At 57.0% G+C, this 24,587-nt stretch carries 23 protein-coding genes; 8 read left to right on the forward strand and 15 right to left on the reverse strand.

The window, feature by feature from the left end:
* Nucleotides 1-52: 52 nt before the first annotated feature.
* The 7 genes from CIK74_RS04515 to tkt form a co-directional block, all read right to left on the reverse strand.
* Nucleotides 53-1,036 carry an FAD-dependent oxidoreductase gene (locus CIK74_RS04515; RefSeq protein WP_096254585.1) on the reverse strand — a complete coding sequence of 328 codons (984 nt, stop codon included), beginning with the start codon at nucleotides 1,034-1,036 and terminating at the stop codon, nucleotides 53-55.
* A gap of 68 nt (nucleotides 1,037-1,104) precedes the next feature.
* The gene (gene pgl, locus CIK74_RS04520; RefSeq protein ID WP_096254586.1) at nucleotides 1,105-1,845 is read right to left on the reverse strand and encodes a 6-phosphogluconolactonase; all 741 of its coding nucleotides are present in this window, start codon (nucleotides 1,843-1,845) and stop codon (nucleotides 1,105-1,107) included.
* Nucleotides 1,835-2,776, reverse strand: a complete 942-nt coding sequence (locus tag CIK74_RS04525; RefSeq protein WP_096254587.1) for a glucose-6-phosphate dehydrogenase assembly protein OpcA — start codon at nucleotides 2,774-2,776, stop codon at nucleotides 1,835-1,837. The genes pgl and CIK74_RS04525 overlap by 11 nt, the downstream gene beginning before the upstream one ends.
* Nucleotides 2,773-4,293: a glucose-6-phosphate dehydrogenase gene (zwf, locus tag CIK74_RS04530; protein ID WP_096254588.1), complete on the reverse strand. Its 1,521-nt coding sequence runs from the start codon at nucleotides 4,291-4,293 to the stop codon at nucleotides 2,773-2,775. Before zwf ends, CIK74_RS04525 begins: the two co-directional genes overlap by 4 nt.
* Before the next feature lie 8 nt (nucleotides 4,294-4,301).
* Nucleotides 4,302-5,876 carry a hypothetical protein gene (locus CIK74_RS04535; protein ID WP_096254589.1) on the reverse strand — a complete coding sequence of 525 codons (1,575 nt, stop codon included), beginning with the start codon at nucleotides 5,874-5,876 and terminating at the stop codon, nucleotides 4,302-4,304.
* Nucleotides 5,877-6,980: a transaldolase gene (gene tal / locus CIK74_RS04540; RefSeq protein WP_096254590.1), complete on the reverse strand. Its 1,104-nt coding sequence runs from the start codon at nucleotides 6,978-6,980 to the stop codon at nucleotides 5,877-5,879.
* Nucleotides 6,981-6,996: 16 nt separating this feature from the next.
* A complete protein-coding gene (tkt, locus tag CIK74_RS04545; protein WP_096254591.1) occupies nucleotides 6,997-9,099 on the reverse strand; it encodes a transketolase in 2,103 nt (700 codons plus the stop codon).
* Nucleotides 9,100-9,771: 672 nt separating this feature from the next.
* On the opposite strand from tkt, the gene CIK74_RS04550 reads away from it, so the two are divergent.
* The 3 genes from CIK74_RS04550 (at nucleotide 9,772) to CIK74_RS04560 (ending at nucleotide 12,184) form a co-directional block, all read left to right on the forward strand.
* A complete protein-coding gene (locus CIK74_RS04550) occupies nucleotides 9,772-10,719 on the forward strand; it encodes a heme o synthase (protein ID WP_096254592.1) in 948 nt (315 codons plus the stop codon).
* 177 nt (nucleotides 10,720-10,896) lie between these two features.
* Entirely contained in the window at nucleotides 10,897-11,238 is a 342-nt protein-coding gene (locus tag CIK74_RS04555; protein ID WP_096254593.1) for a PadR family transcriptional regulator, read from the forward strand.
* Complete coding sequence (locus CIK74_RS04560; RefSeq protein WP_096254594.1) at nucleotides 11,231-12,184, forward strand: DUF1700 domain-containing protein; 954 nt, start codon at nucleotides 11,231-11,233, stop codon at nucleotides 12,182-12,184. Before CIK74_RS04555 ends, CIK74_RS04560 begins: the two co-directional genes overlap by 8 nt.
* Nucleotides 12,185-12,261: 77 nt before the next feature.
* Here the strand turns inward: CIK74_RS04560 and CIK74_RS04565 are convergent, their stop codons facing one another.
* From CIK74_RS04565 to CIK74_RS04575, 3 genes are read right to left on the reverse strand one after another with little or no spacing between them, the layout of a single operon-like run.
* Nucleotides 12,262-13,203: a COX15/CtaA family protein gene (locus CIK74_RS04565; RefSeq protein WP_096254595.1), complete on the reverse strand. Its 942-nt coding sequence runs from the start codon at nucleotides 13,201-13,203 to the stop codon at nucleotides 12,262-12,264.
* A 25-nt stretch (nucleotides 13,204-13,228) separates the two neighbouring features.
* Complete coding sequence (locus tag CIK74_RS04570) at nucleotides 13,229-13,990, reverse strand: ABC transporter permease (RefSeq protein WP_096254596.1); 762 nt, start codon at nucleotides 13,988-13,990, stop codon at nucleotides 13,229-13,231.
* Entirely contained in the window at nucleotides 13,987-14,943 is a 957-nt protein-coding gene (locus tag CIK74_RS04575; RefSeq protein ID WP_096254597.1) for an ABC transporter ATP-binding protein, read from the reverse strand. Before CIK74_RS04575 ends, CIK74_RS04570 begins: the two co-directional genes overlap by 4 nt.
* A gap of 185 nt (nucleotides 14,944-15,128) precedes the next feature.
* Between CIK74_RS04575 and CIK74_RS04580 the strand changes: the two genes are divergently transcribed.
* Genes CIK74_RS04580 through CIK74_RS04600 form a run of 5 tightly spaced genes read left to right on the forward strand, consistent with a single transcriptional unit; the run spans nucleotide 15,129 to nucleotide 19,818 of the window.
* Nucleotides 15,129-15,914, forward strand: coding sequence for a metalloregulator ArsR/SmtB family transcription factor (locus CIK74_RS04580; protein ID WP_229677115.1), 786 nt, complete (start codon nucleotides 15,129-15,131; stop codon nucleotides 15,912-15,914).
* The gene (gene sufB, locus CIK74_RS04585) at nucleotides 15,911-17,371 is read left to right on the forward strand and encodes a Fe-S cluster assembly protein SufB (protein WP_096254598.1); all 1,461 of its coding nucleotides are present in this window, start codon (nucleotides 15,911-15,913) and stop codon (nucleotides 17,369-17,371) included. Before CIK74_RS04580 ends, sufB begins: the two co-directional genes overlap by 4 nt.
* 2 nt (nucleotides 17,372-17,373) lie before the next feature.
* Entirely contained in the window at nucleotides 17,374-18,654 is a 1,281-nt protein-coding gene (gene sufD, locus CIK74_RS04590; RefSeq protein ID WP_096254599.1) for a Fe-S cluster assembly protein SufD, read from the forward strand.
* A gap of 47 nt (nucleotides 18,655-18,701) precedes the next feature.
* Nucleotides 18,702-19,460 (forward strand): Fe-S cluster assembly ATPase SufC, encoded by a 759-nt coding sequence (gene sufC / locus CIK74_RS04595; protein WP_096254600.1) that lies wholly within the window; start codon nucleotides 18,702-18,704, stop codon nucleotides 19,458-19,460.
* 13 nt (nucleotides 19,461-19,473) lie between these two features.
* The gene (locus CIK74_RS04600) at nucleotides 19,474-19,818 is read left to right on the forward strand and encodes a metal-sulfur cluster assembly factor (protein WP_096254601.1); all 345 of its coding nucleotides are present in this window, start codon (nucleotides 19,474-19,476) and stop codon (nucleotides 19,816-19,818) included.
* A gap of 86 nt (nucleotides 19,819-19,904) precedes the next feature.
* On the opposite strand, the gene CIK74_RS04605 is transcribed toward CIK74_RS04600, so the two are convergent.
* The 5 genes from CIK74_RS04605 to CIK74_RS04625 are packed head-to-tail and all read right to left on the reverse strand — an operon-like array spanning nucleotide 19,905 to nucleotide 24,459.
* Nucleotides 19,905-21,077: a thiolase family protein gene (locus CIK74_RS04605; RefSeq protein ID WP_096254602.1), complete on the reverse strand. Its 1,173-nt coding sequence runs from the start codon at nucleotides 21,075-21,077 to the stop codon at nucleotides 19,905-19,907.
* Nucleotides 21,074-22,543: a class I adenylate-forming enzyme family protein gene (locus tag CIK74_RS04610; RefSeq protein WP_096254603.1), complete on the reverse strand. Its 1,470-nt coding sequence runs from the start codon at nucleotides 22,541-22,543 to the stop codon at nucleotides 21,074-21,076. The genes CIK74_RS04605 and CIK74_RS04610 overlap by 4 nt, the downstream gene beginning before the upstream one ends.
* 4 nt (nucleotides 22,544-22,547) lie before the next feature.
* Entirely contained in the window at nucleotides 22,548-23,123 is a 576-nt protein-coding gene (locus CIK74_RS04615; RefSeq protein WP_096254604.1) for a biotin transporter BioY, read from the reverse strand.
* A gap of 44 nt (nucleotides 23,124-23,167) precedes the next feature.
* Nucleotides 23,168-23,773 carry an energy-coupling factor transporter transmembrane component T gene (locus tag CIK74_RS04620; protein WP_096254605.1) on the reverse strand — a complete coding sequence of 202 codons (606 nt, stop codon included), beginning with the start codon at nucleotides 23,771-23,773 and terminating at the stop codon, nucleotides 23,168-23,170.
* Nucleotides 23,770-24,459 carry an ABC transporter ATP-binding protein gene (locus tag CIK74_RS04625; RefSeq protein ID WP_096254606.1) on the reverse strand — a complete coding sequence of 230 codons (690 nt, stop codon included), beginning with the start codon at nucleotides 24,457-24,459 and terminating at the stop codon, nucleotides 23,770-23,772. Before CIK74_RS04625 ends, CIK74_RS04620 begins: the two co-directional genes overlap by 4 nt.
* Between the last annotated feature and the right edge of the window lie 128 nt (nucleotides 24,460-24,587).

Below are 24,587 nucleotides of genomic sequence, written 5' to 3' on the forward strand. Positions count from 1 at the left end.
TTTGTGCCCGACTACGCCGCGGAGACACGCTTACCAGGGCCCATGTTGTGGGTCAACTAAGTGCGCTGTCCACGAGTTCAGCAACGCGTTGTGCCGTACCCCAGGAGAGGGTCACTCCCGCACCACCATGGCCGTAGGCAGCCACCACTGGCAGCGGGTGGCCCGAGACGAGTTCTAAACGGATGCTCGCTCGTGCCGGACGCAAGCCAACCTTATGCTCGAGAACTTGTAGTCCTGCCAGTTCCGGCACCAGCGCGGTGGCACGGCACAGGATTTGTGTTGCGGTAGCTGGGTCAACTTCTTGGTTCCAGTCATGGGCGGTGTCGGTGCCGCCGACAATAATGTCGTCACGCCGCGGAATAATGTAGCTAACCCCATCCGGATAGTCATCGTCGCACAACCAACTTCTCAGGTTATTCGGGTTCGCCAGTCGGAGGACCTGGCCACGAATTGGGTACACCGTATCGTCATCGCCCAGTAGCTCGCCGCCACGCAAGCCGCCGGCGATCACCACTACGTCGGCGTCATGCTCCAGCTCTTTAAGTTCCTTGATGGTCTCATGGATGAAAGTCACTCCCAGCTTTTCCACCTCGTGTTTCAGCCACAACAGATAGGTGCTCATTGTGATGATGGGAACCGTTGCATAGGCTCCGGCGAAGGCGCCTTCGGGCAGATCTGCTGGGGGTGCCTCACTCACGTTTGCCACGATTTTTGTCCATGAGCGGTCGGCTCCAGGCACATGGTCGACGTTTAATCCGGTGCGCAAATCCACCCCGGTCTCGGCGATGTCAGCTAGCTGTTCAAAGCGCGCCAGGGAGCGGGCAAGTAACAGGTCCGCGGCGGGGGAGTTCTCGGAATGGTAGGGGAACCAGATGGCGGCGGCTACCGCCGAGACGGTTTCTAAGCTGTCTTGATCGGCGATCACGGTGACTTGGTGGCCGGCACTTGCTAACTCATGGGCGCTGGATAACCCGATGACGCCGGCGCCGATCACCGTAATTCGAGTTGGCTGTTCTGAATGTGCGAGGGAACTCAAGGGAAGTCCTTTCAAATCACAAAAACCGGTGCTTCCCACACATGGGAAACACCGGTTTTTGTCTGTGCTTAGAGTAGCGTGGCCGCGCTACGGTCAATCAACCAGCGAGTTGCTTCGGTGCCTTGAACGGCGCTAGCCGGCACCGCCAGCTCGTTAACCTCGTGCTGGGCTGCTGCCAAGGCCGGGGCTTTCTCCGCACCGGAGACCAACAACCAAACTTCACGGGCGGTGTTGATGGTGCTCATGGTCAGCGACACCCGATGAGGTGGTGGCTTAGGGGAGTCATGTACCGCAATCGCGCCGAGCTCATCGGAACGAGTGTGATTCGGGAACAGCGACGCCACGTGCGAATCCGGGCCCATGCCCAACATCAATACATCAAACACCGGATTTGCGGCACCATCGCTGGCTTCCTCGGCCAGCAACTGCGTGTAGGCAGCTGCCGCGTCCTCGGCACTAGCGTAGGAGTCACTGTCACCGGTCATGTGTACGTTAGCCCGCTCAAGTCCTAGTGAGTCTAAGGCAGCGAATAACGGTTCGGCCTGCACCGCATTGCGGTCCGCACTGTCGGCAGCGACAAATCGTTCATCACCCCACCAGAAGTGGACGGCGGACCAATTCACCGCGATGTTTGCAGGGTTTTGTGCCACGGCAACCAACGTCGCAATGCCCAGCGAACCGCCGGTCACCACCACGTGGGCCACTCCTCGAGCGGCAATAGCGTCGGCGATCGAGGTGATCAATCGCGCGGCGATACCTTGCGCGGTCGCATTAGCATCTTCATGGATGACAATTTGTCTAGCGATCACTGGAACGGATGCTCCTTAGGTTGGTCAAGGCAAGTCCACGGGTGATGACTTCGCCAAAGACGTCGTCGGCGTCGAGTCGGCGCATTTCTTCGGCCAGGCACTCGGCCACCGAACGCCGTGGCAGCGAGATTCGCTGGGGAGCTGAGCCAGGTAGGTACAGGTGAGCCACCGCACCGGAAGGACGCGAAAGTTCCACGTCCCCGGCCTCGCGGGTTAGTCGGACACTAGATAGACCACCGGTGGACTTATCCGCCGCGATGGTTACCGGAACCTCCAAGCACATAGTCAGCCAGGCTGCCAGCAGTGAGGTGGACGGTGAATTTTCTGAACCCTTCACGGTGATGCCGGTCAAGCCTTCGGTGCCGATCAAATCAATGATGCTGGCCAGCTGCGCGCGCCACAGGGTGATGCGTGTCCACGCAAGGTCGGTGTCTCCAGCCCGGTAGGTGCTGGCCCGTTGGAACAGCGCCTCGGTGGGGTCACTAGTCTCGTTGGAGTCCGTGATCCGTCGGTGTGCAAGTTTGCCCAGCGCGGTGTTATACGGATCTGCTGGAACCCCATGTGGCCACCAGGCAACAATGGGGGCATCTGGCAGTAACAGGGCCGAGATCAACGCTTCATCCGCGACCATATTAGGGCCGTGCGTACGCATCACGATGACTTCGGAAGCTCCGGCGTCTCCGCCGACGCGGATCTGCACGTCCAGGCGATTTTCGCCCTTTTCCGAACCGCGCACCACCACAATAATTCGGCAGGGGTGCTCGCGGCTGGCCAAGTTGGCCGCCTCAATGGCATTCTCAGCGAAACCCTCACGAGTAATGACCACCAAGGTCAGTACCCGAGATAGCGCCACCACACCGTGGGTGCGGCGCGAGGAGATCAACTTCTTGGCCACCTTATTGGTGGTTGTATTGGGAAGATCAATCATCATGGTCGTCGCCACGTCCTTCCATCTTTAGCCATCAACTCATCCGCGCTGGCCGGTCCCCACGAACCTGGCAGATAAGGATCTGGCTGTTCGGGTTGCGCGGCCCAATACTCTTCGAATGGGTCAAGGATGCGCCAAGACTGCTCAACTTCTTCGTGGCGGGGGAACAACGGTGGTTCACCCAGTAGCACGTCGAGGATCAAACGCTCGTAGGCCTCGGGGGAAGACTCGGTGAACGCGTTACCGTAGCCGAAGTCCATGGTGACATCGCGGATCTCCATCTGGGTGCCGGGTACCTTGGAGGAGAAACGGATAGTTGCCCCCTCATCTGGCTGGACTCGGATGACAAACGCGTTCTGACCAAACTCGTCATCAGCGTGATCTGTGAACAGCAGGTTTGGTGCCCGCTTAAAGACCACCGCAATCTCGGTGACTCGGCGGCCCAAACGTTTGCCTGCACGCAGGTAGAACGGGACACCATTCCAACGACGGGTATTGATGTTCAGCCGGACCGCAGCGTAGGTTTCGGTTTTGGAAAGCGGGTTAAAGCCTTCTTCATCCAGGAATCCGACTACTTCCTCGCCACCCTGCCAACCGGAGGTGTACTGGCCGCGAGCGCTTGCCTGCCCCAGATCCTCGGGTAGCTGAACCGCGGTGAGTACCTTTTCCTTCTCGCTGCGCAGATGATCCGCATTGAAGGAAATAGGTTCCTCCATGGCGGTCAGTGCGAGCAGCTGGAGCAGGTGGTTCTGGATGACGTCGCGGGCTGCGCCCACACCGTCGTAGTAGCTTGCACGTCCACCGATGCCGATGTCCTCGGCCATGGTGATCTGCACGTGGTCCACGTACTTGTTGTTCCACAGTGGCTCAAACATCTGGTTGCCGAAGCGCAGTGCCAGTAGGTTCTGCACTGTTTCTTTGCCCAGGTAGTGGTCAATGCGGAAGACCGAATCGGCGGGGAATACCGATTCAACGATTTGGTTCAGTTCCCTGGCACTTTGTAGGTCATGGCCGAAAGGTTTCTCAATGACTACGCGTTCCCAACCCGGGTTCTCATCCTTGGCGAGTTTATGCTCGGAGAGCTTCTGGCAGACTACGTCGAACCAGCTCGGTGGGATGGAAAGATAAAATGCGTGGTTTCGTCCGGTGGACCGGGACTCTGCCAGCTCGTCGAGGGTTTCGGCGAGCTTTTCATAGGCATTGTCATCATCAAAGGCGCCGGAAATGAAACGCATTCCAGCGGCCAGCTGGTCAAAGACCGTCTCGTTAAACGGGGTTCGCGCGCTGGCCAAGATCCATTCGCGAGCCTGATTGGCGAAGTCTTCTGCCGTCCAGTCGCGGCGGCCGAAGCCGACAATGGCAAAGTTTGGGGGTAGTAGGCCGCGGTTGGCCAGGTCATAGACCGCGGGCATAAGTTTTTTGCGGGCCAGGTCGCCGGTGATTCCGAAGAACACCAGCGCGCCCGGACCGGCGATGCGGTTAAGCCGCCGGTCGCGGGCGTCGCGAAGTGGATTACTCATATTTTTTGTTAGCTCGCAGCCTCAAGCAGCGCCGCGATACCCGCGGCGCGGTCGGTTAGATTCACGCGCAGTACCGGACGGCCATGTTTTGCGTCCGAGAGCACCGCACCATCACCGGTCGCCTGAGCGGTAATTAAACCGCCAAAGCTGAAGGGGCGGCCCGGGATCTCTAGATCCTGCTCGTGGTTTGCGGTGACCTGCAGGAAGACTCCCTGACGGGGGCCACCCTTATGGTACTGGCCGGTGGAGTGCAAGAACCGTGGACCCCAGCCGAAGGTCACCGGGCGTCCGGTGCGTTCGGCCAGTAGGTCGCGTAGCGCTTCTAGGCCAGCGTCCGCATGGCGGTCCAGATAAGCGTGGATGGATAGGTATCCGTCCTCACCCAACTGTGCAGTCAACTCGTCCAAGGCGCCAGCTAGGTTAGTGGCTTGCGTGCCGAACAGTTCAACGCTGCCATCCACCGTGTCCGGGGAACCGGCGGTTGGAGCGTCCAACAGTGAACGAGCGGCAACCTTAGCTGCCTCCACATCTGGCTGGTCGAACGGGTTGATGCCCAGCAGGTAGCCGGCGACCGCAGTTGCATATTCGAAGATCATGAAGCTGGTACCCAGTGGCGCACTGATGTGAATCGCCGTGGCTGCTTCATCAACTTCTTCGGGCAACTGCTCGTGGAGGTAAAGCGGCAGGATGTCTGCTGCGATATTCTTCAGCTCCGGTGCGTTCGCGTCAGCGACTACTGGAAGAACACCCTTGCCGAGCTTGCCGGTGGATTCTGCGATGAGCTGTTCGGCCCAGTCGCCGAAGCCCGGAAGCGCGTCACCAATTTCTGCAATGACTAGCTTGTCGCGTCCTGCGGTCACCAGCGCTGCACCCAAGTGCAAGGCGATATTGTCTTCGTCGTCGCTGCTCAGCAGGTCGGAGATTAATCCGGCCTCCTCGATAAGCGCTTCAATATCTGCCCCGGCAAGACCGCTTGGTACTAGACCAAAAGCGGTGAGCGCCGAGTATCGTCCGCCAACGTGAGGGTCGGCATTGAAGATCGCGCGCACACCTTCCGGGTTATCCATGGGGGAGCTCGGATCGGTGACCAGCACTAGCCGCGTGGCAGGATCGATGCCTGCGGCTTCGAAAGCCGTGGTGAAGGCCCGACGCTGTGAATCAGTTTCCACGGTGGAACCCGACTTGGAGGCGACAACCACTACGGTGCGCTCCAGATCGGTGTTCACGATGGTCGAAACCATTTGTGGGTCGGTCGTGTCGCAGATGACCAGGTCTACCTCGTCATGCGCGGCAATCACCTCGGGTGCTAGCGAGGAGCCACCCATACCGCACAAGGCGATCCGAGTAAGACCTTCAGCCAGCAACTGCTCGCGCAGCTCCAAGATTTGTGGAAGCAACTTTTCGGCCGCTTCGAAGGGCTGTGCCCAGCCCAAACGGATTGACGCCTCAGACTTTGCTGATGCACCCCACACGGTTGGGTCCTGATTGGCGATACGGCTGCCAATCCGGGCTTCGATCAGCTTCGGCAGAAGCTGGTCAACCGACGCGAGGGCCTCCCCGGAAGTTACCAGGCCCAATTCCATTTACTTGGCCTCTTTCAAGGCCACCGACATGTCTTCCAACAGTTCGTTCCACGCGACGTCAAACTTCTCAACGCCCTCGACCTCAAGCAGAGACACAATCTCGCTGTAGTCGATGCCCTGGGCTGCCAGTGCGTCCAGCACGCCGTTAGCCTGGGCGTAGCTGCCCGAAACCACGTTGCCGCGAATCTCAGCCTCGGCCGCGGTAGCGTCCAAGGTCTTCTCCGGCATGGTGTTCACGGTCTGCGGTGCCACAAGTTCGGTGACATACAGGGTGGACGGGTAGGCAGGATCCTTCACGCCGGTCGAGGCCCACAGTGGGCGCTGGACGTTGGCGCCGGAGGCAGCCAGTGCCTCGAAGCGTGCGGAAGCGAAGGATTCTTCGAAGACCTGGTAAGCCAAACGGGCGTTAGCCACACCGGCCTGGCCGCGAAGGGCCAAGGCTGCTTCGGTGCCAATCGCATTCAGACGCTTGTCGATTTCGGAATCCACGCGGGACACGAAGAAGGAAGCAACCGAGTGAATCTTGGACAAGTCAAGGCCCTTAGCCTTGGCCTTCTCCAGGCCGATCAGGTACGCGTTGATGACCTCGCGGTAGCGTTCCAGCGAGAAGATCAGGGTGACGTTGACGCTGATGCCCTCGGCGATGGTTTCGGTGATTGCTTCGAGACCGGCCAGTGTTGCTGGGATCTTGATCAGTACGTTTTCACGGTCTACACGCTGGTACAGGGCCTTGGCCTGGATGATGGTCTGTGCGGTGTCGTGGGCCAGACGAGGGTCAACCTCGATGGAGACACGGCCGTCAAAACCGTTGCTGGAATCGAAGATCGGACGGAACAGGTCGCACGCTGCGGCCACGTCGTCACTGGTGATCTCGGTGATCGCGTCCTCGACGGACTTGTGACGCTGCTCGGCGATAGCTTCGCCGTACACGGTCGCGTTGGACAGCGCCGCGGCAAAGATGGACGGGTTGGTGGTGACACCAACTACGTTCTTCTCTTCAATGAGCTTGGCTAGCGAGCCGCTGGTCAAGCGTTCGCGGGAAAGGTCGTCGAGCCAGATGGATACGCCGGCGTCGGACAGGGCCTGGGTGTTTGGGTTAGACATATTGTGTACCAGTTCCTTACTTAACAACTTTTTGGGCGGCTGCGACAACTGCTTCGGTAGTGATACCGAATTCGCTGTAGAGCTTCTTGTAATCTGCGGAGGCACCAAAGTGATCCAGCGAGATGATCTCGCCTGCGGAACCAACTAGTTCACGCCATCCCTGAGCGACTCCGGCTTCCACCGAGACGCGGGCGGTGATGGCTTCCGGAAGAACTTCTTCACGGTAGGCGGCGTCCTGCTTGGCGAACCATTCGAAACTTGGCAGTGAAACCACGCGGGCTGCAATACCCTTGGTTGCCAGTTCTTCGCGGGCTTCAACGGCCAACTCAACCTCGGAGCCGGTGGCCAGCAAGATGACATCTGGGGTGACTTCTGTGCCGTCGAGGACAGCTTCGGCCAGAATGTAACCACCCTTCAAGGTGCCCTCGGCGCCGCGGAAACCGGCGGCCGAACGGTCGTAGATTGGCAGGTTCTGACGTGAAAGCACGATGCCCGATGGGGTGTCGGTCAGTTCCAGCATTCCGCGCCATGCGTAGGCAACCTCGTTGGCGTCCGCTGGGCGGACGACGTCGAAGTTCGGGATGATGCGCAACGATGCCAGCTGTTCTACTGGCTGGTGGGTTGGGCCGTCTTCGCCCAGTCCAATGGAGTCGTGGGTCCACACGAAGATCGATGGAACACCCATCAGCGCTGCCAAGCGGATAGCCGGGCGCTGGTAGTCCGAGAAGATCAGGAAGGTGCCGGAGAATGCGCGAGTCGGCGAGGACAGCACGATGCCGTTCACGATCGAAGCAGCAGCGTGCTCACGGATACCGAAGTGTAGGACGCGGCCGTATGGGCTGGTATCCCACGAGTCCGTGGAGCGACGCTCTGGAGCGAAGGACTTCGCGGTATCGATGGTGGTGTTGTTTGAGCCTGCCAGGTCGGCCGAGCCGCCCCATAGTTCTGGCAACTCGTCGGCAATGGCGTTGATGACCTTGCCTGAAGCCGCGCGGGTAGCCATCGTGGAACCTGGTTCGAAGGTTGGGATCTTTTCGGTCCAGCCCTCGGGCAGTTCGCCAGCCTGCAGACGCTCAAGTAGAGCAGCCTCTTCAGGGTTGGCGCTCTTCCAGGCGTTGAAGGTTTCATTCCACGACTCGTGCAGTGCCGCGCCACGGGTAACAACCTCGCGGGCGTGAGCCAACACTTCGTCTTCGATATGGAATGACTGTTCTGGGTCAAAGCCTAGAACCTTCTTGAGCCCTGCAACTTCTTCAGTACCAAGCTTTGAACCGTGAATGCCGCCGGTGTTCTGCTTGGTTGGTGAAGGCCAACCGATAATGGTGCGCAGAGCGATGATCGAGGGACGCGAGGTCTCTGCCTTGGCGGCACGGATCGCTGCGTCTAGGGCTGCCATATCTTCGACGTACTCGCCGGTGACGGTCCAGTCCACACGCTGGGTGTGCCAGTTGTAGGCGTCGTAGCGACCCAGAACATCTTCGGTGAACGCGATGTCGGTGTCGTTCTCGATAGAAATTTTGTTGTCATCGTAAATTACGACGAGGTTGCCAAGTTCCTGGTGACCTGCCAACGAAGATGCCTCCGAGGTGACACCTTCCTGCAGATCGCCATCGGATGCAATTACGTAAACCGTGTGATCAAACGGGCTGGTGCCAGCTTCTGCGGCAGGATCCAGCAGGCCGCGCATGCGACGCTGTGAGTAGGCGAAGCCAACGGCTGAGGCAAGACCCTGGCCCAATGGGCCGGTGGTGATTTCCACGCCGGCGGTGTGACCGACCTCTGGGTGACCCGGGGTCTTAGCGCCCCAGGTGCGTAGCGCCTCAATATCTTCCATCTCTAGGCCGTAGCCGGAAAGGAAGAGCTGTAGGTACAAGGTCAGCGAAGTATGACCGGGGGAGAGCACGAAGCGGTCGCGACCGATCCAGTTCGGATCCTTCGGGTCGTGACGGAGGTGCTTCTGGAAGATTAGATATGCTGCCGGAGCCAAGCTCATGGCGGTACCTGGATGGCCGTTGCCAACTTTTTCTACGGCGTCGGCTGCCAAGACACGGGTGGTGTCGATGGCCTTACGATCCAACTCGGTAAGTGAGAACTCTTCTACTAAGGATTCAGTCGCCACTGCGGCGTTCCTTCCATTGAGGCTTGGACGGGGATAATCCCGCTGACACGCAATACGCCGTCGACCCTCCTACCCGAAGTCGAGCTTATTTGGGGTATTTGGTGGCGACGGCGCGATTACTGACCACTCTATCGCGAATCGGGCATTGTCTGTATGGCTTGAACAAACATGACACGCAGAATTTGAATCTATCTTTGACCCCTCGAACATCGCGGAGCGCAGAAACCTGGTGTCCTAACTCGAACCTTGAACCGCCACGGCAGTAGTAATTTCGACCGAGAGTTGAGAAAAGCCCGACACAGAGGCGTTGCGTCATGCTAAATGGAGGTTGGCGAGTCGGTTATGGAAACGCCAAACGTCATTAGCCTACAAATTTTAAACTTTGTTGAAGGTCAGATAACAAATCTATAAGCATGTGACTAGCGTGCAGTGACTGCGGAGCTGAAAACCCAGTGGCCCGGTGAAAGTCACCCTGTATACACCTGAGTATTGGGAAGTCAGTGACTGCGCGTTGATGTATAAGATGACTGGAATCACGCCGATATTCAGCAATACTTCCTCAAGGCAACTACCGCCCGACTTCTATTCGTCGTAGAATAAAAGATGTCTGTCTTGTACCCGTGTAGAACTGAGTGCGTTTAATTGAAGACTCTTAATGTCACCGGAACGTCAGTGCCGCGCTCGTCGCGTCAACCTGATGAAAGCACCGGGGATTTTGTCAAGCGTAAGGCCGGTTCCTATGTGGCGTTGACTAAGCCTCGCGTCATAGAGCTGCTCCTGGTGACCACCCTGCCCACGATGATTTTCGCGCAGCGCGGTTTCCCTGATGTCTGGCTGATGATCGCAACCCTTGTAGGTGGCGCAATGTCCGCAGGTGCGGCAGGATCATTTAACTGTTACCTGGATCGCGACATGGACAAGCTGATGAAGCGGACCAAGGGTCGCCCGTTGGTTACCGGTGATGTCACCCCTCGCGAAGCATTAATCTTCTCTTGGGTATTGGCAATTGCTTCACTCGCGGTGTTCTGGTTCGGCACCAACCCGCTCACCACTGCACTTGGTCTTGCCGCGATTCTTCTATACGTGGTTCTTTACACGATGATTCTTAAGCGTCGCACCTCACAGAATATCGTCTGGGGCGGAATTGCAGGCTGCATGCCAGTGCTGATCGCCTGGGCAGCTGTGACCGAAACCGTCGAGTGGCCGGCGACCATCTTGTTCCTGGTGATCTTCCTCTGGACTCCGCCACACTATTGGCCATTGTCAATGAAGTACGCCGATGACTACAACGCTGCTTCGGTGCCAATGCTTGGTGCTATCGCCAATGCACGTCGAGTCTCGGTTCAGGTTGTACTCTACGCATGGGCCACGGTCGTTTGTTCGTTGCTCTTGCTTCCTATGGGCTATGCAGGCATCGTCTACACTGCGGTTGCCGGCGGGGCGGGCATTTGGTTCGTTTATGAATCGCACGTTCTTTACCGCGAGACCCAGCGTGACCATAGTCCTGCTGAGATGAACCGTAAGGCCATGAAGGTCTTCCATATCTCGATTACCTACTTGTCACTGGTCTTCGTGGCTCTGGCATTCGACCCATTCGTGGGCAGTCCGCTGTTTGGCTAAAAGTCCTGAATAGATCCCCGTTTCCGTTGCCGGAAGCGGGGATTTTCCATTTGCCCTGGTTACTGTCTGGAAAATCGGCGTAGTGGCAACGGACGTGGCGCTGATGAGTTGGTAAAGAATAGCTAACGTTTAGCTCTCTTGCTATACAAGACTTGTTACGCAAGGTAAGTTCAATGTATGAATCTCAACGCGGAAAAGATCGCCACGAACCTGCGCAAGGGAGTGCTTGAATACTGCGTTCTTGCGTTGTTGTCGGAGCGGGATATGTATGGGCTTGAGATTGCGAATCAGCTCGTTGAGTTGGAACTGACAGCCAGCGAGGGGAGCCTTTACCCCCTGCTAGCCAGAATGAAAGACGCGGGAAGTGTTGCGACGCGCTGGGAACAAGTCGACGGTTCACGCTCTCGCAAGTATTACGCAATTACCGGCAACGGTAGGCAATCACTAGAACTCTTTGGCTCGGTCTGGGGTCAGCTGAGTTATCAGGTGGACGGTTTATTAGGAGGACATCATGTTTAGTACCAAGCCGGATGTGACTGCCAAGCGCTATGTACGTCAACTTAGCGGATACTTGGCGGACCTGCCTGAAGCTCAGCGACGAGTCATTCTCCAAGACATCTCCGAGCATATCGAGGAGTCAAGACTGAGTGGCCGTACCGAATCGGAAGTCATCAGTGCCTTGGGGGAGCCCAGAGAAGTGGCCAAGGCATCTCGCAGTGAGCTGGGGGTCCCCGAACCGCGTGGAACGGGTCCCTGGCCGGTAGGGAATACTCTCATTGGCGTTGCTATCGCACTGGCAACTTTTACCGCGGCGATTGTAAGTTTCTTTCTTCGTAACGCGGAGGGCCAGCATCCGGACTACACGAGTTCAACCGAACGTTCGCTAACAGCGCTTGTGGAACTTTATGGGCCCGGAATAGCGGTGCTCACACTGGTGCCGGCTGCTCTGCTAGCGGTGCTCTTACTGGTGCCATTGAGGATGCGTCGCTGGGCAACATTGATCTGCGCCGTGGCAGCTTCCGCATTAGTTGTTTCTGATCCAATTGACGCTGGACTGTTCTATGTTCCGATGGCAATCGTAATTTGGTTGGCCACGATGCTGCCCTTTGCTAAATCTTTGCAGGCGGGGAGAAGAGAATCGCTTGTCCTGCGAATTATCGGTGTGCTGATTATGCTTCTTCCCGTTGTGCTCGTCGCAAGTGGGGTCGAACGCGGCAATATTGGAGTTTTCATGCTTCCCGCGCTGATCTGGGCCGTTGCTTGCTTGGCGATAGCAGTCGGGATCATACTCAATTTGCGTATCTCTTACTGGGCCGTGTTGGCATACGGAGTGTTGGCCCTGATCGTCGCGGTATTCGATAGTGGAATGCTCGTGGGGGCGATCTGGCTGTTTGGCGGGATTGTTTTGTCTTTCGGAATTTATGGGCTGCTGCGACTGCGCCCTAGAGCAGGCATCACCCGCTAGAACGACCACAGCGGCAGGGCAAAGCAAAAGCGGCTGGATCCCCCCGGGGATCCAGCCGCTTGAGTCTTAGATAGCGTTTAGCGCTGTTCTACGCGTTCGCTCCGAGGAAGCCGGACGGCACAGTCCCACAGGTTGGTGGCCGCCACCAGCAGCAGGCTAGCGCCGAGCATATGTAGCAGTACCAAGGTGATAGGTAAGCCAGTGAAGTGCTGGGTGTATCCGATGGCCGCCTGCGCGAGGATGACCACTACCATCCACCAGGCAGCTGTACGGACCTTTGAGTTGCCATCGGCGCGGTAGGCCAAGACGAGTACTGCAATAGTGGCCACAATCAACAGGTATACCGGTGCGGTATGCATGCGAGTGACTAGCAATGGATCAAAGAGGTGACGAGGTGCAGAAGCGTCACCTGCGTGTGGGCCGGTGCCGGTGACGATGGTGCCCATAATGACTGCGAGCATGGACAATATCCAAGCGGCGGTGGCGAACTGACCAACCGATTTCGTCGAAGCTTGGTGATTTTCTTGCTTTAGCTCTCGTCGGGTGCGGTTGACCAAAATGGTGGCCAAGCAGACCAGCGTTCCCGAAAGAATGAAGTGCAGGGACACAACCCAAGGGTTTAGGTCGGTCAATACGGTGATGCCACCGATGACGCCCTGAGCGGGAATGCCTGCCAAAAGAACCCAAGCAAGGGTGAAGATCGAGCGATGAGTTTTGCGCATATTCCAGACGGCGATAAAAAACGCCACTGCAATAGCCAGCAACACAAAGGTGAGTAGGCGGTTACCGAACTCAATGAGGCCGTGCACGCCCATCTCAGGGACCGGGGTCATGGAACCCGGGACGCAGTTTGGCCAGTGTGAGCAGCCCAAACCAGATTTGGTCAGTCGTACTGCGCCACCGGTGATGATGATGCCAACCTGAGAGATCAAGGAGGCGATCGCCAGACCGTGAACAAGCCGGGTGACGTGCGTCGGCAACCTATCGGCCCAGCTTGGGGTGACTAGGTTTGAAGACATGGAAATCTCCCTTACTTTGTGTTGGTTAGTTCCATTTGAAAAGTTTGATGGCGGCAAAGGAGCCGGCAGCGGCCCAAAGCACCAAGAAGATCACGCTGGCAAGGCTGAAATGCCCCTCGATGAGCGCCGCGCGAAGGGCGTCACCGAGTGCAGCCGAAGGCAAAGCATCTAGCGTTGGCTGAAGCCAGGCCGGGGCCATCGTTAAGGGGAACAGCACTCCGCCGACTCCGGCGAGGAGGACCCAGGCCAAGTTGGTGATAGCAAGTGTCGCTTCGGGGCGAACCGTACCGGCAATAAGCAATCCCAAAGCAGTAAACGTCGCAGCGCCAAGGAGTAGGAACAACACGGCGGGAATGATTCCCAAAAGGTTTGGCTCCCAGCCCAGAAGTAAGGCCACGATGGTAATCAGTACTACCTGGATAGCTAATACGGTGAGTACCGCAATTACCTTGCCGAAGATCAAGCCTGCTTTACCCAATGGGGTAGTAGAGAACATTCGCAGTACGCCGTAGCGTCGGTCAAAGCCAGTGCCGATGCCTTGACCGGTGAAGGCTGTGGAAATGACGCAGAGGGCCAACACTCCGGGCACTGCTGCATCAATGCTGCGTGGTGCCACACCTTCCAGAATATCCGTGAAGGTCAGTCCAAACAGGGCAATAATGGGCAACACTACGGCGAGTACTAACTGCTCACCGTTGCTGAGCATCATCAGTGTTTCGTATTTGCCCTGTAAGGCGATGCGCTTGGGCATGGACACGGCGTTGGATTGGCTCATTGTCGGGCTCATACCGTTTCCTCTTTTTGCGCAAATTCCAAGAAGACATCTTCGAGGCTGCGTGCCTGCAAGTTCATGTGGGTCGGCAAGATACCTTCACGGGCCCACCAGCTTGTCAGCCAGTTAAGATGCTCCGCCGAACTGACGCCTGTTAGATGGTATTCGCCAGGTGCGGTCTCGCTCAGATGTAGTCCGGCTGGCGGTTGCGGCAATTCTAAGGATGGGCTCGCGCCAAAGTTCACCGGACGGTTTTCGTGCTCAGAAGCGGCCAAAGTTGTCAGCTCGGTGACGGTGCCCTGTGCAACGCTTCGGCCCTTGTCGATAATGTACACATAGTCACTTAAGCGCTGTGCATCATCCATCAGGTGTGTGGTCAGTACGATGGCTTTACCGAGGTCGCGTTGTTCGCTGATTAGATCAAAGACGACCTGACGTGATTGCGGGTCTAATCCGGCGCTCGGCTCGTCTAAGAAGAGGACTTCAGGGTCGCCGGCTAGCGCGAGGGCTAAGGCGACACGTTGTTTTTGTCCCCCAGAAAGCCGGCGAATAGTGCGGCTACCGAATGATTCAAGATCCAGCCGAGTGATCAGCGCATCGATATCGATGGGTTTTTTGTACATTCCAGCCACGTGGCGCAAAAGCGGAATCGGTCGCATTGACGGAGGCAATCCTCCATCTTGCAACATCACGCCGACCCGCGAACGAAGGTCGGGGTTGTCGCCAAAGGGATCTTGGCCGAGCAGTTCAATCGTTCCACCCTCGGGTCGCAAAAGGCCCTGAGCGCAGGCGAGCGTGGTGGACTTGCCGGCACCATTAGAGCCCAAAAGGGTTGTGACTTGGCCGGGGAGGGCTTTGAGGGAGACGGAATCCAGGACCCTGAGCATGCGATTATTCAGCGCAGGAACCGGTCCCAAATCCTTGCTCAGCTCACTAATAATGAGGCTGGGAGTAACTGAAGACACCACAGCATTCTACGTCATGTCGAAGTCGTAAGGGCTGAGTCTTTAGTCACGAAGGCTCGATTTAGGTTTCTGCGCGGAGGATGATAGCCATAGGGCACGAAATCCCTGAGATTCCCGGAATGACTAGCCCTACCTTAGTAAGTCCTTCCTTACTAGACGTGGGGGAAAAATATAGGCATGCTTGTGTTGTGTATTCATCTAATTCAGACACAGCTAGTACCGCAACCGGCACTACGGTTGGCACGGTTGGGGATACTGAGGAGCGCACGCGAGACCGAGTTCTAAACGCGGTGCTCGAAGACGGACCGGTCAGTGCGGCCGAGCTTGGCAGCAAGCTCGGATTCACGCCAGCAGCGGTTCGCCGTCACCTTGACGCGCTGTCAAAAGCAGGGCTTGTTGAGGTAAAGCTGGTAGCAAATCAGAAGTCGGGCGCAGGTCGGCCGTCCCGCAGGTACGTACTATCGCACCGCGGACAGACGAAGCTGGGCAACGATTACCTAGACATCGCCACCCAAGCACTGAAGGTGCTGGGAGATGCGGCCGGCGAAGATGCGATACGCAAATTCGCGCGGGACCGCTTCGCGACGATGGAAATCCGTTATGCGAAGGCAATGGACGGTATAGAAGGACTTGAAGAACGAGCAACGAAGCTTAGCGAGTTGCTCAGTTCCGACGGTTTTGTGGGGTACACCCGCAATGTCGAAGCGAAAGTTTCGAAAGCACTAATGCGCAGCGTTCAGCTGTGCCAGGGGCATTGCCCCATACAAGATTTGGCACGCGAGTTTCCGGTGTTTTGCGACATGGAGACTGAAATGTTTGCTCGACTGGTCGGTGTTGATGTGCGAAGGCTCTCGACATTGGCCGGCGGCGGACATGTGTGCACGACCCACATTCCAGTGGGTCGCGGAAAGGCGCCGTTACGCGCTGAGAAGAGAACTCGAATTCAGTTCACGAAGATGGAGAGGCCGCGATGACGGATCAGATTGCACAGGAGTCTGCTGACCCAGGTGTAATTTCCGAAATTCTGGAGAAGAACCCCGAACTCCAAGGAATCGGTAATTACGAATACGGCTGGTCAGATAAGAACGACGCGGGTGCAAATGCACGCCGTGGCGTTGACGCTGAAGTTGTAGCCAACATTTCCAACCTCAAGTCAGAACCTGAGTGGATGTTGGAGCTACGCCAGAAGGGCTTGAAGTACTTCGATCGCAAGCCAATGCCAACCTGGGGTCCAGACCTCTCGGGCATCGACTTCGACAACATCAAGTACTTCGTTCGCTCGACCGAGAAGCAAGCCACCTCGTGGGAAGACCTTCCGGAAGATATCAAGAACACCTATGACAAGCTGGGTATTCCAGAGGCTGAGAAGCAGCGTCTGGTTTCCGGTGTTGCCGCGCAGTACGAGTCCGAGGTTGTTTATCACCAGCTGCGTGAAGACCTTGAAGCTCAGGGTGTGATCTTCCTCGATACCGATACCGCGTTGCGGGAACACGAAGATGTCTTCAAAGAATACTTCGGCTCGGTCATCCCGGCAGGCGATAACAAGTTCGCTTCGCTGAACACCGCGACTTGGTCCGGTGGCTCCTTCGTGTACGTTCCTAAGGGCGTCCACGTAGAGATCCCACTGCAGGCCTACTTCCGTATCAACACGGAAAACATGGGTCAGTTCGAACGTACTTTGATCATCGCCGATGAAGATTCCTACGTTCACTACATTGAGGGTTGCACCGCTCCGATCTACCAGTCGGACTCGCTGCACTCGGCAGTAGTCGAGATCATCGTGAAGAAGAACGCTCGCGTTCGCTACACGACGATCCAGAACTGGTCGACCAACGTGTACAACCTCGTGACCAAGCGTGCCATCTGTGAAGAAGGCGCCACCATGGAATGGGTCGATGGCAACATCGGCTCCAAGGTCACCATGAAGTACCCAGCCGTATACCTGGTTGGCGAGCACGCCAAGGGTGAAACCCTGTCCATCGCCTTCGCCGGCGAAGGTCAGCACCAGGACACCGGTTCGAAGATGGTTCACATCGCTCCGAACACCTCTAGCGCTATTGTCGCTAAGTCGGTGGCTCGTAACGGTGGCCGCTCCGCTTACCGTGGCTTGGTCCAGGTCCGCGAAGGTGCCAAGGGTACAAAGAACTCGGTCGTGTGTGACGCGTTGCTGGTTGACCAGATCTCGCGTTCGGACACTTACCCATACATCGACGTCCGCGAGGATGACGTGACCATGGGCCACGAGGCGACGGTTTCCCGTGTTTCTGAAGAACAGCTGTTCTACCTGATGTCCCGCGGCATGGCCGAGGACGAGGCAATGGCAATGATCGTGCGTGGCTTCGTTGAGCCAATCGCACGTGAGCTTCCAATGGAATACGCGCTGGAACTGAACCGCCTTATTGAACTCCAGATGGAAGGATCGGTCGGCTAAGAATGTCGGAGACCACCACTCAGATTCCCGAAGAGAAGGCGCGCATTGGCGCCCCATCGATTCCGGGCTTCACCGAAGAGGGCGAAAACCTTTCGCCACTAAACGACAGCGCTTCCTCACCACTAGCCGGGGCTTCTTCCAAGAGCCACAGCCATGGTGGCGGCGAAGGTGTCACGGATTCTTCGCGTGCAGGCCGGTTGACCAGCTACAACGTTGAAGATTTCCCAAAGCTCACCGGTCGTGAAGAAGACTGGCGCTTTACCCCGCTGAAGCGTATCGGTTCACTGCACACCGCAGAACTGACCGGTCAGGCACCAAAGGTCGAGCTGACCGGCTCAGAGAACGTCACGCTGCGCACCGTCGCGGCAGATGACGCGATCCGCGGCAACGCTTTCACCCCCGATGACCGCGTGTCGGCCAACGGCTGGAAGTACGCCGATGGCGCACAGGTTCTTACCATCCCGGCTAACGCCGAGAACACCAAGAGCATCCTGCGCATCACCGGTGAGTCGCTGGAACCTGCAGCTCAGCACCTGATCATCGTGGCCGAGGAGAATTCCGAAGCCATGGTCGTTATCGACCACGTTGGTTCGGCAGTGCTGGCACAGAACATCGAATTTGATGTTCGCCAGGGCGCGCGCTTGCGTGTTGTCTCCCTGCAGGCTTGGGAGTCGGATGCAATCCACGCTTCCTCGCAGCAGGCTGTGGTAGCCAAGGACGCAACCTTCAAGCACATTGTTGTCACCTTCGGTGGCGACTTGGTGCGCGTGAACCCATCGGCTCGTTTTGCTGGGGAACACGCAGAGATCGAGCTGTACGGCCTGTACTTCGCCGACGCCGGTCAGCACCTGGAACACCGCTTGTTCGTTGATCACGCGGTTCCTAACTGCAAGTCGAACGTGCTGTACAAGGGTGCCTTGCAGGGCAAGGGCGCACACACGGTCTGGGTTGGCGACGTGCTGATCCAGAAGGCCGCTGTGGGTACCGACTCCTACGAAGCAAACCGCAACCTGGTGCTCACCGACGGTACTCGTGCCGACTCGGTTCCTAACCTGGAAATCGAGACCGGCCTCATCGACGGTGCCGGACACGCATCCACCACCGGACGCTTCGACGACGAGCACCTGTTCTACCTGATGGCCCGCGGTATCGATGAGAAGACCGCCCGCCGCTTGGTGGTTCGTGGCTTCCTGAACGAAATCGTCCAGCAGATCGGTGACGAGCAGCTCGAAGAGCGCTTGACCGACACCATCGAAGAAGAATTGGCAGCTACTCACCTTTAAGTAGCGCCGGTTCTACCAGCCTTTTAGATATAGAAACGGAACGACGTATGTCTACTCTGGAAATCAAAGACCTGCACGTCTCGATCGACACCGAGCAGGGTGAGAAGGAAATTCTCAAGGGTGTTTCGTTGGTAATCAACACCAACGAAACCCACGCAATCATGGGCCCTAACGGCTCGGGCAAGTCCACCTTGGCTTCGACCATCGCCGGTCACCCACGCTACAAGGTCACCTCGGGTTCGATTACCCTTGACGGTGCCGACGTACTGGAGATGAGCGTTGACGAGCGTGCCAAGGCAGGCCTGTTCCTGGCCATGCAGTACCCAGTTGAGGTCCCAGGCGTGACCATGACTAACTTCCTGCGTACCGCCAAGACCGCAATCGACGGCGAAGCGCCGAAGCTGCGTACCTGGACCAAGGACGTCAAGGAAGCCATGGCGAAGCTGAAGATCGATGCGGACTTCGCTAGCCGTAACGTCAACGAAGGCTTCTCCGGTGGCGAGAAGAAGCGCGTTGAAATCTTGCAGATGGAACTGTTCAAGCCTAAGTTCTCGATTCTGGATGAGACCGACTCGGGCCTTGACGTTGACGCGTTGAAGACCGTTTCTGAGGGTGTTAACCGCGCTCAGGACGAAAACCAGATGGGCACCTTGCTGATCACCCACTACACTCGCATCCTGCGCTACATCAAGCCAGACTTCGTGCACGTGTTCGTTGATGGTCGTATCGCTGAGCAGGGTGGCGCAGAACTCGCAGACCGTTTGGAAGAAGAAGGTTACGACCGCTTCCTTAACGTTCAGGCCTAGTAAGGTATAACCCATGAGTGAAATAACCGAACAGAGCACAGGAGCCAAAACGACTCCGCTGGAAGATGTCGAAGAGGCGCTCAAAGACGTGATTGACCCGGAACTCGGCGTCAACATTGTCGACTTGGGTCTGCTTTACGGAATGAAGTATGCCGAAGACGGCGTGCTAATTCTCGATATGACGCTCACCACCGCAGCATGCCCGCTCACCGATATTATCGAAGAGCAGGTCGCCCAGGCTATGGAAAGCGTTGTCGACGAGCATCGTCTGAACTGGGTCTGGATGCCACCTTGGGGTCCAGAACGTATCACCGATGATGGTCGCGACCAGATGCGAGCACTTGGTTTCAACATCTAAGTTGTATTGCTAAAGGCGCCTTTCGAAATCCGCTACGGATTTTGGAAGGCGCCTTTTCTTTGCGTTTAAAGTGCTTATCGCAAGCCTTAGCGATCTGGTGTGTGTACCGTTTCAAAGGCCATTGCGGTGCCGGTACCACCGGCTGCCGCCATCAAAGCCAAGCACAGCTCGTCTTGAATCTTCTTTTCTTTAGCCTGCCAGAACAGCCTGGTGCTCAGAATGGCACCACTGGCCCCGTAGGGGTGGCCCAGTGCCAACGCCCCACCCTCACGATTTACATCTTCAGGGGCTATGCCAAGTTGAGTCAGGCAGGCGAGGGCCTGTACAGCAAAGGCTTCGTTAAACTCAATGAGTCCAGCCTGGGCCAGTCTGCGTTTGCCCAGGAACAGCTCGAGTTTTTGATACGCGGGAACGGCTGCCATGCCCAAGATTTGTGGGTCGCACGCGCCACTGCCGGTGGACAGATAACGCAGCGCAAAATTTGCGCCCAACTGATTGAAATACTCGGCGTCAACGATTAGCACCGCTGCGGCGCCATCATTAATGGGACAAGAATTACCTGCACTCACCGTGCCACCGGGAACAAACGCCGGGCGCAACGCCCCAAGCTTTCCCTCCGTGAGTCCCGGTCGCGGACAAGTATCGCGGTTGATCAGACCGGTAGCGGTGTGCACCGCCACTATCTCGTTATCGAATCGCGCGGTTTGCTGAGCCTGGACCGCACGTTGGTGGCTTCGTAATGCAAAATCGTCTTGGGCTCTGCGCGAGACGTTAAACTCCGTGGCAATGTTTTCTGCCGCGACGCCCATATCTGGGTCCGCGTGAGGGCGTGGGGTAAAACGAGCTCGTGAATAGATGCGTGGGGGAGAGCCGGGCACAACATTCTTTTCCATCCGCCACGGCGCAGTACTCACCGATTCGACGCCTCCGGCGATGACTGCGCGCGCTTCGCCACACTGAATCATTCTTGCGCCAGCAGCAATGGCTTCTAAAGCGCTGGCACACTGCGCGTCTAGCGTGGTGGCTGGAACGGACAGGGGTAGACGCGATGCCTGAGCGGCTACTCGGGCTATATTTCCGCCCGGACCGGCAGCGTTTCCGGCAAAAACGTGCTCTACCGCGGCAGGATCTAAGCCTGAATCTTCGAGCAACGCGTTAAAAACTTTTGCTAGCAGGTCCTCGGCGCCTAGCTGCGCGAACTCTTTATTCGACCTCACGATGGGCGTGCGCCGAGCTGCGATAATCAATGCTTCATTCATCGTAGACGCAGCTTTCTTAGACCCGCGGTCGTCGGTAAGGGAAGGTTGAAAACATCTCGCTTTCCGCTATTCGTTAGTGGCCAGTCAGATAAAAACACAAGGTCATGGGGGATCTTGTAGGTAGGAAGTAAGTTTTTCAGCTCGCCGTGCAGCTCCAGCGCATCGGGAAGCATCCGTGGATCCGGAAACAGACAATAGGCGGTAATTCTTGGCCTGTCCGCAGCATCGCGATGAGCCTGAACCACTGGTTGGATAAGCCCGCATTGTTCTAGGGCGGCGCTAATTTCTGCCGGGTAAATATTGTTCCCATTAATATTGAGCATCTCACCGTGACGCCCCAATATTTGGACCCGGTTCTCCGGTAGTAAGCGGGCAAGATCTCCCACCCCGGTCGAATCTTTGCAGCGTTCCAACTCGCCTGGACCGCGTGGGTCATAACCGGTGGCATTAAAGTCGCTAGCAATCATGAGCCGGCCAACGCCGTTGCCTTGCGACGCATGTAAATGAGCTCGGACGCCGTCGAAGAAGGTCCCGATGAATTCGGGCATCGAATACGTGGCCGAGCGTTGATGCGCCCGATAGGCAATGAGGCTGTGCTCACTACTCCCGTAGTATTCGGTGCAAGTGATCTGTGGAGAGACTCGCAAGATCCGTTGGGCCAGCTGCGAAGCCAACGGTTCACCGCCAGTAACCACGTGACGAAGCGTGGCAAGTAAATTCGACTCGAGCTGGTCAAGCATGAGCCGTACCAGCGAAGGAACAGCGACGACCCTATTGCAATTTTCGGTTTCTAATAGCGTGGTCACGTCCTGAGCTTTCCAGCGCCCGGGTGCCACGATTGTTCCCCCGGTGGCGATCGATTCCACAAGAGCGTAGAGGCCAAGCCCGTGGGCCAGTGGGCCGGGCACCATCGTTCGTGCGTCCTTGGTGGCACCGAGGGTCGTGGCACACCTAGCGATCGACTGCTCCCACGAATCGCGACTGCGCATTACTGCCTTCGGAGATCCGCTAGATCCAGAAGTGAACACGACCAACAGCTCGCACTGTGCGTCGTAGGAGGCCGTTAAAGCCGGTACGGCAGCTACGTCGTCAACATCTGATGGCACTCGCACCGGGTTCTGGCCTAAGGCCCGCAGAACTGCCTCCCCGTCGCGGTCGCAAAGCAGGGTGGGTGAGTCGAAGAGTTCCAGCATTTGGAGAAGCCGTGCCGAAGGCCATGCCGGATCTAGGATGATCGCGCTAATACCTGCCAGCATGCACCCGTGGAAGGAGATAGCCAGGGCGATGGGGTCGGTGCAGTAGATACCAACACGGTTTCCGGGTAAAACTTTCTGGCGTAGCTTGCCAGCCAACGCATTGCTGCTCGCAGCTAAGGAAAGATAATCCAAAACGTGAGTTGTGCTGATGACCGCGGGGTGTCTTGGACGGGTCCGCGCGTTCTGTTGCAGCTGGCTGGCAAGATCCATCGGATTAGCTCATCAGTGCCCGGTAGCTGCGGTGCACGGTGACGGCCACCAGCGTGGTGACCACGGCTTTGATTAGATCACCCGGAAGGAATGCGATGGCGCCAATCGCGGAGGTACCAAGATCAAGCCCTGTCACTGCGGCCGTCCATGGAATTCCGAACAGGTAGATCACGCCGATACCGCCAATGATGACCGAAACCAATCCTGTGATGATACGACCGGTTTGACCCTTTTGGCGGAGTACCCAGAATTTGAACAGCGCGCCGATTACCAAGGAACCAAAAATCCAGCCCAGCAGGTAGCCGCCGGTTGGGCCTAGCAATACGGCCAGCCCACCGCGGCCGCCAGCTAACAGTGGTAAGCCGGCTAAAGCAAGGACAACCACAATCAGACTGGAGAGCATGCCGCGTACCGGGCCAAGGAGTGCTCCAGCGAGCATGACGCCCAAAGTTTGCAGTGTAATGGGCACCGGCACAATGCCGATCACGATGGGCGGAACTAAGCCCATAGCGGCGATCATGGCCGCAAATATTGCAACATAAACAGTATTTCGGGTTTGCGAACTAGTGGCAGTTGCCATTGGAGTGTCCTAACGAATGATTGTGCGAGAGAGTCTGGGTAGGATTATTTGGAATGTTCGGCGGAGTCGTAACCGCGTGCTTCTAGCGCCTCGGCCGTATCTTCAGCGATCCGTAGGGATCGAATCACCAGAGGGACTGCTACGGCGAGAGGATTATTTGCTAGCCCGCGCGCATGTTGGGCTTCGCGGACTTCAAGATATACGCGCTTGAGTTCTGGAATGAAGCGAATAGCCAAAGATAGCCCTAAGGAAATTTGTGCCGGGTTGGCGCCGACATGCCGTAGGGGAGATGCCACCTGTTGAAAGAGTTCGAGCATGGCATCAAAGGTCGTCGTCAAGCTGACGGCATAGGCAAACATGCACATGGTGAGCAGGCGAAGCACCGACACTAGCGCGCTGTCCCATGTTGTCTGGATCCCTAAGGAGACAAAGACGATAGCAAGGATGAGAAGCAAGGTCACCAGAGGCATGCGTAGCTGGCGCAGGTTCACCCGGGCACTGAGCAAAACGAGGACGCTCACAAGGAGTAGCACCGAGAGGATCTGCCAACTACCGATCAGGTATAGACCGATGCTGACGACCAGCAGTGCTCCAAATTTTAGTCCCGCTGGTAATTTGGCGAGGTACGAGGTGTTGTGTGCGGCGATCATACGAGGCTCCACTGGCGGTAATGATCAATAGCGTCCGCAGGCTGACCATCAAAGTCTATGATCCCGTCAGTTACCACCAGGACACGATCAAAGTCTTCTAGCAGTTCTAGATCGTGAGTAATGACGATGGCTCGTTGCGGGAGTTGGGCGATTTCGCGTTGGAAGCGGAGCCGATTTCGTAGATCAAGCATGGTTGTTGGCTCGTCAAAAACAATCGTGCGAGGTTGCATGGCCATCACTGCTGCCAGAGCCACCATTTGCTGCTCGCCTCCGGAAAGCGTATGGCTCTCACGATCTGCCAGATGGGCAATGTTCAGTTCCTCGAGGGTCTGCGTGACTCGAACCTTGCGTTCGGCTTTGGACAAGCCGATGTTTTTCAGACCAAAAGCTATGTCGTCTGCAACCAGTGGCATGATGATTTGATTCGCTGGGTTCTGGAAAACGAAACCCACATCGCGGCGAATCTGTTTCGCGTTTTTGGACGTATCTAGTCCTCCCACACGGACGGTTCCAGTGGTAGGAATAACTAGTGCGTTCAGTAATCGCGACAGTGTGCTTTTACCGGCTCCGTTTGCCCCGATGATTCCGATGCGACGTTCATTGAGCGTCAGGGTGATATCAGTGAGAACCGGGCGGTCTTCAAAGCTGACAGTGACTTGCTCAAGTTGGATCTCTGGTAATTCCACAATGCTCCATCGCGACGTACTTTTTCATCCAGTAGGTCACCGTTGGTTGTTCGGTGTCTGGATGGCGTTCCTAGTGGAGTTTTGTACCACTGAGAAAAGAGCATACTTGATCACTGTTCAATTGTCTT

It is taken from the genome of Glutamicibacter sp. BW77 (assembly GCF_002332285.1).
GTDB classification, from domain to species: domain Bacteria; phylum Actinomycetota; class Actinomycetes; order Actinomycetales; family Micrococcaceae; genus Glutamicibacter; species Glutamicibacter bergerei.